This is a genomic window from Thalassotalea ganghwensis, from assembly GCF_053485795.1.
Genome location: NZ_JBQRUM010000037.1, coordinates 1 through 6,809 on the forward strand (window position 1 = coordinate 1; position 6,809 = coordinate 6,809).

Annotated in this window: 10 protein-coding genes; 6 read left to right on the top strand and 4 right to left on the bottom strand. The window is 39.0% G+C overall.

Annotation, left to right across the window (positions count from 1 at the left end):
- The first annotated feature begins 764 nt into the window (after positions 1-764).
- From ACSLUH_RS19145 to ACSLUH_RS19170, 6 genes are all read left to right on the top strand, one after another.
- Positions 765-1,649: a phage integrase N-terminal domain-containing protein gene (locus tag ACSLUH_RS19145; protein ID WP_448570015.1), complete on the top strand. Its 885-nt coding sequence runs from the start codon at positions 765-767 to the stop codon at positions 1,647-1,649.
- Position 1,650: 1 nt separating this feature from the next.
- Positions 1,651-1,860 (top strand): hypothetical protein, encoded by a 210-nt coding sequence (locus tag ACSLUH_RS19150; protein ID WP_448570017.1) that lies wholly within the window; start codon positions 1,651-1,653, stop codon positions 1,858-1,860.
- 112 nt (positions 1,861-1,972) lie between these two features.
- The gene (locus tag ACSLUH_RS19155) at positions 1,973-2,266 is read left to right on the top strand and encodes a hypothetical protein (RefSeq protein WP_448570019.1); all 294 of its coding nucleotides are present in this window, start codon (positions 1,973-1,975) and stop codon (positions 2,264-2,266) included.
- A complete protein-coding gene (locus tag ACSLUH_RS19160) occupies positions 2,256-2,537 on the top strand; it encodes a DUF3262 family protein (RefSeq protein ID WP_448570021.1) in 282 nt (93 codons plus the stop codon). The genes ACSLUH_RS19155 and ACSLUH_RS19160 overlap by 11 nt, the downstream gene beginning before the upstream one ends.
- Positions 2,538-2,548: 11 nt before the next feature.
- Positions 2,549-2,860: a hypothetical protein gene (locus tag ACSLUH_RS19165; RefSeq protein WP_448570023.1), complete on the top strand. Its 312-nt coding sequence runs from the start codon at positions 2,549-2,551 to the stop codon at positions 2,858-2,860.
- Positions 2,857-4,443, top strand: coding sequence for a conjugal transfer protein TraG N-terminal domain-containing protein (locus ACSLUH_RS19170; protein WP_448570025.1), 1,587 nt, complete (start codon positions 2,857-2,859; stop codon positions 4,441-4,443). Before ACSLUH_RS19165 ends, ACSLUH_RS19170 begins: the two co-directional genes overlap by 4 nt.
- A gap of 34 nt (positions 4,444-4,477) precedes the next feature.
- On the opposite strand, the gene ACSLUH_RS19175 is transcribed toward ACSLUH_RS19170, so the two are convergent.
- The 4 genes from ACSLUH_RS19175 to ACSLUH_RS19190 all read right to left on the bottom strand — a co-directional run bounded on the left by ACSLUH_RS19175 (position 4,478) and on the right by ACSLUH_RS19190 (position 6,302).
- The gene (locus ACSLUH_RS19175) at positions 4,478-4,669 is read right to left on the bottom strand and encodes a hypothetical protein (protein WP_448570027.1); all 192 of its coding nucleotides are present in this window, start codon (positions 4,667-4,669) and stop codon (positions 4,478-4,480) included.
- Positions 4,670-4,816: 147 nt separating this feature from the next.
- Entirely contained in the window at positions 4,817-5,008 is a 192-nt protein-coding gene (locus tag ACSLUH_RS19180; RefSeq protein ID WP_448570029.1) for a hypothetical protein, read from the bottom strand.
- A gap of 97 nt (positions 5,009-5,105) precedes the next feature.
- Positions 5,106-5,561 (bottom strand): hypothetical protein, encoded by a 456-nt coding sequence (locus ACSLUH_RS19185; RefSeq protein ID WP_448570031.1) that lies wholly within the window; start codon positions 5,559-5,561, stop codon positions 5,106-5,108.
- A gap of 48 nt (positions 5,562-5,609) precedes the next feature.
- Positions 5,610-6,302: a replication initiation protein gene (locus ACSLUH_RS19190; protein ID WP_448570033.1), complete on the bottom strand. Its 693-nt coding sequence runs from the start codon at positions 6,300-6,302 to the stop codon at positions 5,610-5,612.
- Positions 6,303-6,809 lie beyond the last annotated feature (507 nt).

Sequence of the window (6,809 nt, forward strand, 5' to 3'; positions counted from 1 at the left end):
AGCGCATTAGTTAACCTGGTGGAAAAAGTCGGACAGTAAACTGACCGAACTTTTACCACAGGTAACTAACACTAATCCGCGCTTTGCTCCGTAGTCGCTTAACAAAATAATAAATATTTCTTTTGTTTTTTGATTAATAAAAAACAGAAAAATATTAGATTGTTTTTAGGTATAACTCACACCTCTTTAAACAAAGAATCAGCCGCGAAGCAGAGGGCAGATTGACCATATCGTCACTACACGATTTAGGGTAGTGACGATATGGGATTATTTAACCTAAAACCAACAAATATAAGCATATCGAAAAATAACTATTGATTACCGAGGGGTGACGAGGTATCATTCAAGCGTATTTTTGAACACGGGGCAATGCCACCGATTAGGAGAAAATGCAGCGCAACGGGCGCTATATAAAAGCTGCTTGAACTGGCAAGTTAACTTGATTGTAAACACTGTTTACGGCGAGTTTAAAAACTAGATAAATGAGAGGGTCGTACCTCACCAACAACACAGAAATGAGCGAAAAATAACGCACCAAAATAGGAGAAAAAAACTAACCCCGTGCTACGCACACAGTAATAACAAACTTTGTTTTGCACCAACAGGAACGCACTCAAAGTCGGGCATGTAGCCCATAAAATGAACATAGCTCTTGCCTAACTTCGGTTAGGATTAATGCGGATAATCCACCCGTATTAATAGCAATAACACTTACCTTTTGGATGTAAATTAGTTCATTTAGTTAGTAATTTTTCGGAGTATATATGACAAATTTTGAATACCAAATTAAAGGATTATTGAACAGGAACAAGGATGGGAGCTATAGCACTCAAGAAGCCCGTTCTAAAATATTATTTCAAATAGCAAAGCAGTTAAATGCTGGTGGCTATAAGCATTTAATTCCAGAAAACCTAAAACCCAAACATGTTCAATTTTTACTGGATAAGTGGAAAGAGGACGGAATTAGCACAGGTACGATTAAAAATCGTATGTCACACGTTCGTTGGTTAGCTGAGAAAGTCGGCAAGCCAAGCATGATTCCCAAGAGCAATACAGGTACAAATAACGCAATCAAGCTTGATATAGAAAAGCGAAGTTACATACCGACACAGAGCAAAGGTAAAGAACTGGACGCTCAAAAGCTCGATAAAGTCACTGATAGACACGTAAAGCTTTCATTAAAAATGCAGCGTGAATTCGGATTAAGACGCGAAGAAGCAATTAAGTTTAGACCTAGTTTTGCTATGCAAGGCGATAAAATATCGCTTAAAGCCTCATGGTGCAAGGGTGGTCGAGCGCGTGAAATACCTGTACTGACTGAATCACAAAAAGCTGTTTTAGCGGAAGTGAAAGCGTTAGCTGGTAACGGTTCGTTAATACCGGCAAATAAAAGCTATGTGCAGCAGCTCAAGGTTTACGAAAATCAAACATCACAAGTCGGCTTGGATAAAAATCACGGGCTTAGACATCGTTACGCACAAGATAGATATGAAACTTTAGCTGGTTGGAAATGCCCTGTGGAGGGTGGCATATCTCGCAAAGATATGTCTCCAGAGCAAAAGGAAATAGACAGAGAAGTCAGGCTTCAAATTACTGAAGAATTGGGGCATGGCAGAGAACAAATAACAACAGCTTACTTAGGGAGGTAAATTGAAATACGGTAAGAAAATTAAGCATGAGGGCATCGAGGGTTATTTTTTTGAGCCGTCAGAATGGACTGAAATAGAAGGTATAATTAAGGGGCTTCAGCTTGAGATAGAAAAGGCTCAAGGCGAAGCAAAATATAAACTTAAAAAGCTTTCCAAAATGATAGAGCGTAAAGACGCGAAGATAGCGAGGTTAACGGAAAGCAAGAAGTAATACGGCTAAAGAATACGAGACTCATGTCATCGATTAGGCGAAGAAAATAAGGTGTTTAACACCGATTTTAGACTGTATTGGTTTTAACGATATAACGCTTAATAGGTATGACATGAGCAGAATTTATTTGAAAATTTTTATGGTGTTGTTTGCCATTTCTTTGGTTATCAGCATAGTAACGAGCAAGAGTGATTTAAGTAACTTTGTAGATACTTTCGCTTACACATCATTTGTCGTGTTCACGGCAATTATCAATTTTACATTCTTTATAAGGTATGAGGTTGCAGACCTTGTATCTGCAAGATTCAATGAACCTGGCATAAAAGAATTTTTTCCAACAGTGATTGCTTTTTTAGCCCTGACTTCAATTTTATCTATACCTGCTTGGAGGTTGTATGTCGGATAAGAAAAAAGCCATCGATTCAGATTCACCAGAGAAAGCTTTTGAGGTTGGCGCTGGCTACGAACAGACGCAGCTAAACGGATTGTTTACAGAAATGACCGTTTTTTCAGCTTTTATGATCATTGGTTTCATCATCATAACTGCTTATGTGTCATGGCGTAATGACAAGCTGTCATTTGCGTCATTGGGTAGTGTGACTATCAAAGGCATCTTCTTAATTGTTTTATTTGTTACGGCTGTAGGTGTCATTAGTACAACTGCAACCTTTAAATAATAGGGGGTGACATGTCACTGGTTAAGTCACTTTTAAAATACACCGCCCTTGCGGTCGTGCTTTTATTGGCGCTTTGGTTGTGGGTTGGTAATACAACTGAAAGCGATGTTGCTGGTCTTGATTATGGTTGGAGCAAGCTTAAATGGTTCTTTAGGTTTTTAACGCTCTCGATGATTGTTTTTGCGTATTTTGCATGGGATGAAATAGGAAAGGTACTAGCGAGACAAACGAACAGGGAAGATGCGCTTGAGATATTACGTGAAATAAAAGCACCTATATTTGCTGTTTTTGGTGTTTTATGGGTTGTGGGGATGATGCTATGACGTTTACGAGCTTATCAGACCTATATTTCATCACGATTGGCTTGTATAGCTATAACGTGATTTTTGGCTTGCTTATCGATACTGGCATTATATTTATTCCGTTCTTAACGGTCCTATGGAGTACCACCAAGGATGCTTTGGAGAAAGGGTATAGTGGTGAAAAGATCATTAATGCCTTGACACTAAAGCTATCTGGAATACTTGCTGCATTTATCTTTGTTATTAACCCCATAAGTCCGTTAAAGGTCAATGATATGACCGAATACACAAGGTCTTGCAAAGCAAGCGATTCATCGATGATTGATTACCCAACCATTCAAAAAGAAATGGCTAAATCAAAAGAAGCTGCTGAAGGTAATAAGAGCGAAGAAATTCTAATTAGGATGACTGAAAGGGATGTTCGAGTGCCTATGCTGATAGAGTTTGTCATTCGAGCTGGTACAGGAGTGAGCCTAAGTGCAACCAAGTCTCTGCCTTGTACTGTTGATTTGGTTGGTGTTAGTCAGAAGTTACTTTCTGACAACATTAAAAACAAACGTCTACTGGTGGAAACTCACGAGTTTATGAAGCAATGCCACGCTAAAGCGAGAAATTGGGCACATTTAAACAATGATCAAAGTTTCCCCTGGTTAAGTGATAATGATAGCGATGCAAGGGATTGGGCTGGTTACTCAGGTTATATGACTAAAGATTACTATGGAAACCAAACGCTTGGGGCATATGCCAATACCATATTGGAAGGATATGACGATTACTATGAAAAAGGTAAAAGACCAACGTGCCAAGAATGGTGGCAAGGTAAAGGCTCTGGTATTAAAGGGGCTGTTGTAAGCGTATCTTCTAAAGAAACGTCACTGAAGCAAAGGTTGCTCGATGAAGTCGACAAAAGCTCTTTAAACATGATGGGGGCTTTGATTGTGTCTATGGCTGGAACATTCAACAAAGATGATTACATATTACAAAATTACTACTTTAACCCTGTTAGGCTTAGAGAAATTACGACGGCTCAAACTAAAGATTATGGCAACGAATCAGAGGGCTTTTGGGGTGCTGCTGCCGACCTGTTCTACCGAGCTATTGGTACTGTTGGCGCTGGTGTAACCATGATCGAAAAACACGCTGTAGCAAGTATGGTACAAGTCGCTGCACCAATAGCGAAGAGCGTAATTGTCATGGTAGTAATTTCAATATTGCCTATCGTTCTTGTTGTAAGCCAGATGAACGCTAAATTCACTATATCAATCGCATTCTTTTTGTTTTCTGTGATGATGTGGCCGTTCTTATGGGATTTGGCGATGTTAACTCAGCAAAGCTATATAGAAGAAACCGTGGGCAATGGCGCGAGTATTTTAGGCAACCCCAATTTAACTATGATGGGGCAGTTTATTACTGATGGTTTGTTTATTCTCTATCCTGTTCTGTTTACCAGTATGTTAACTGCGGCTGGTATGATGGGCGGTCAAGCATTAAGTAGCATGACAAGTGCGGCTGATGGTAAGTCTGCTGCTGGAACTGCTGGAAAAGGTGGTGGTGCTATAAAGAGCGCTACTAAATCAGGGGCAAGTATGGCGAAAGGTAAGTAATGCAAAGAGTAGAGGTTGGTTTTATAACTAACTTCTACTCTATTTTTTCACCGTATTTATCTTTATGAACCCAATCCATAGAGATATTACCATCACCGTAATCTTTAACTTCAAGCTCGGCATTACACTCATTAGCTTCTTCTTTAGATTCATCGAAAGCAGCACCAAAAAGACCGAAGATGAAGCCGAAGATAAATTTAAAAAATGTTTCTAAAAAGTTAGTCATATCTACCTCTTTTATACCTGTTAAATGCTTATTAAGCATACCAAAAAGCACAAAATTCAACCAGCGAAATCACACCCTGAAACGGGTTTATTTTGATGGGTTTTGTGTAAAATATTTCACGTAATTATTTAACCAGGTGTAAGAGGTTTATTGCTCCATTGAGCGGTATATTGTCAGGCTAACAAAGTAATCATCGAGTGCTTGATGCTCTGTATCACCTATACCAGTTAACACCTCTGGTTCGTTAGTTACGCCCACATTGAATAAGTCATAGTCAGCCTTGCTACAGGCACACCAAACCAGCTTACCACCTCTAAAATAACGAAAGGTTTTAGTCATTCGCTTTTATCTTCTTTGGTAGGTTGTCGCATCAACCAAAAGTAACCAAGTAACGCGATTGCCGCAAAGCTTAAACCAATTAAAAAACCATCTAAGGTCATTTGCTTTTACTCCCAAAAGTCAGACTGTCATCGCAATAATTTAATTTTAGTTCATCACGTAGAAAAACGGGTCGCTCAACCTTCTTCTCAGGTACTTTCTCGGCTTCTGCCTTGTGATTGTCTACTCGGTGAGTCAAGTCCTTAACGTGAGCGCTCAAGGCGCTAATTTCATCGAGTAACGGTTGTTGTGCTTCAGTAATTGCTTGGCTAATGATTTGAGCTATCGACTGGTAATCTACTTGCGGCTGATTTGTCAGTGGCACTGTCATTGGTGACACAGGTGACACTTGTCCATGCAAAGCCACTAATTCAGCCCTATTGAAGAGTTTTATTTCTTTACCACCTATCACTTTGGTAATGTAGGAAAGTCTACCAGAGCTAACGCTACGCTGAATCGTACGCTTGTTTTTGCCTGTTATGGCAACCGCTTGTTGATAGGTGACAAAGTCCATAACGCTACTCTGTTTTTATTGTTCTAATGGGTGTCATTCTGTCATATCTTAAAAACCATCGCCACTAAACTGCATTTGGTCTTTCTTCTTAAATTCAAACCCTAGCGCACCTACAGAACGCCCTTTCTTAATGGCGGTAAAAGTGATCTCCAGATCACTCCGTTGGTTGAGTTCTTTAACGGCAGGATTAATAACAGCTCTCTTTAAAATTTTAAATTCAGGATACTTATCAGAAATACCTAAAGCAGATTTGAAATCTTCAACAAATATCACGCGCTCACCCGTGGCGTTAAACTTCATCAGAAGCTCATACAGACGTATTGAATGCGAAGACTGTAACTTGGCTATGTTTTTCAGTTTGTAGCTCGTAAAACGCGATTTGAGCTGTGTAATGTACTTTAAGACATCATCAGACCAATAAAGTGTTACTGAAGCCTCACCTTTTATTTTTTTAGCTTTCTTTTGTATCCAGTAAAGCTCGATCTCTATATCACCCTCAGTAAGCAAGATGCTTGATTTAAACAAAGCATCAGCAGCCTTGTATAAATCACGCCTAGCATTATGCTCAATCCCCATTAATTCTGCATACTCAATAGCAGTCATAGTTATTTCTTTGGGAACAGTAGCGTTAACTCTAGGGTCTATCTTTCCTAAACAAGCCAGAACTAACTTCTGAGCCTGAACATTTAGCTTATAACTTGCATCAATCAAAGAATTGGATTTTGTCACTTGTAAATTCATTAACCAACCTAAAGGTGAATTCCAAAAAAGATAAGTTCACTATAACAAAAGGTGAAATCGATGCAACACCTATTCACCCATTCCTGTGAATTAGCGTGTCAATTTATTCACCTTTAAACGACTTTAGCGTGTCAATTTGTTCACCTTTAAACGACTTTAGCGTGTCAATTTGTTCACCTTTAAACGCTACAGACCAATAAAAACAATGGCTACAGAGGAGCTAAAAACAGGATATTAAATAAACAAGATTATAAAAAAGGCTTGTATATGTGGATAACTCGCCTTTTTTAGTAAAAAACAAGTGAGATAGGGTTCAAATCCCTATCTCATGAGTTGATTTTAAGAACGCTCAACTACGGGGATTTTTTGCCAAAGGCAAAAGCGCATTAGTTAACCTGGTGGAAAAAGTCGGACAGTAAACTGACCGAACTTTTACCACAGGTAACTAACACTAATCCGCGCTTTGCTCCGTAGTCGCTTAACAAAATAATAAATATTTCTTTTGTT

What these genes read in the sequence shown, in the direction of transcription:
- ACSLUH_RS19175 (WP_448570027.1), bottom strand. Translation starts at nt 4,669, where the DNA reads ATGACTAACTTTTTAGAAACATTTTTTAAATTTATCTTCGGCTTCATC.
- ACSLUH_RS19165 (WP_448570023.1), top strand. Translation starts at nt 2,549, where the DNA reads ATGTCACTGGTTAAGTCACTTTTAAAATACACCGCCCTTGCGGTCGTG.
- ACSLUH_RS19145 (WP_448570015.1), top strand. Translation starts at nt 765, where the DNA reads ATGACAAATTTTGAATACCAAATTAAAGGATTATTGAACAGGAACAAG.
- ACSLUH_RS19160 (WP_448570021.1), top strand. Translation starts at nt 2,256, where the DNA reads ATGTCGGATAAGAAAAAAGCCATCGATTCAGATTCACCAGAGAAAGCT.
- ACSLUH_RS19180 (WP_448570029.1), bottom strand. Translation starts at nt 5,008, where the DNA reads ATGACTAAAACCTTTCGTTATTTTAGAGGTGGTAAGCTGGTTTGGTGT.
- ACSLUH_RS19190 (WP_448570033.1), bottom strand. Translation starts at nt 6,302, where the DNA reads ATGAATTTACAAGTGACAAAATCCAATTCTTTGATTGATGCAAGTTAT.
- ACSLUH_RS19155 (WP_448570019.1), top strand. Translation starts at nt 1,973, where the DNA reads ATGAGCAGAATTTATTTGAAAATTTTTATGGTGTTGTTTGCCATTTCT.
- ACSLUH_RS19185 (WP_448570031.1), bottom strand. Translation starts at nt 5,561, where the DNA reads ATGGACTTTGTCACCTATCAACAAGCGGTTGCCATAACAGGCAAAAAC.
- ACSLUH_RS19170 (WP_448570025.1), top strand. Translation starts at nt 2,857, where the DNA reads ATGACGTTTACGAGCTTATCAGACCTATATTTCATCACGATTGGCTTG.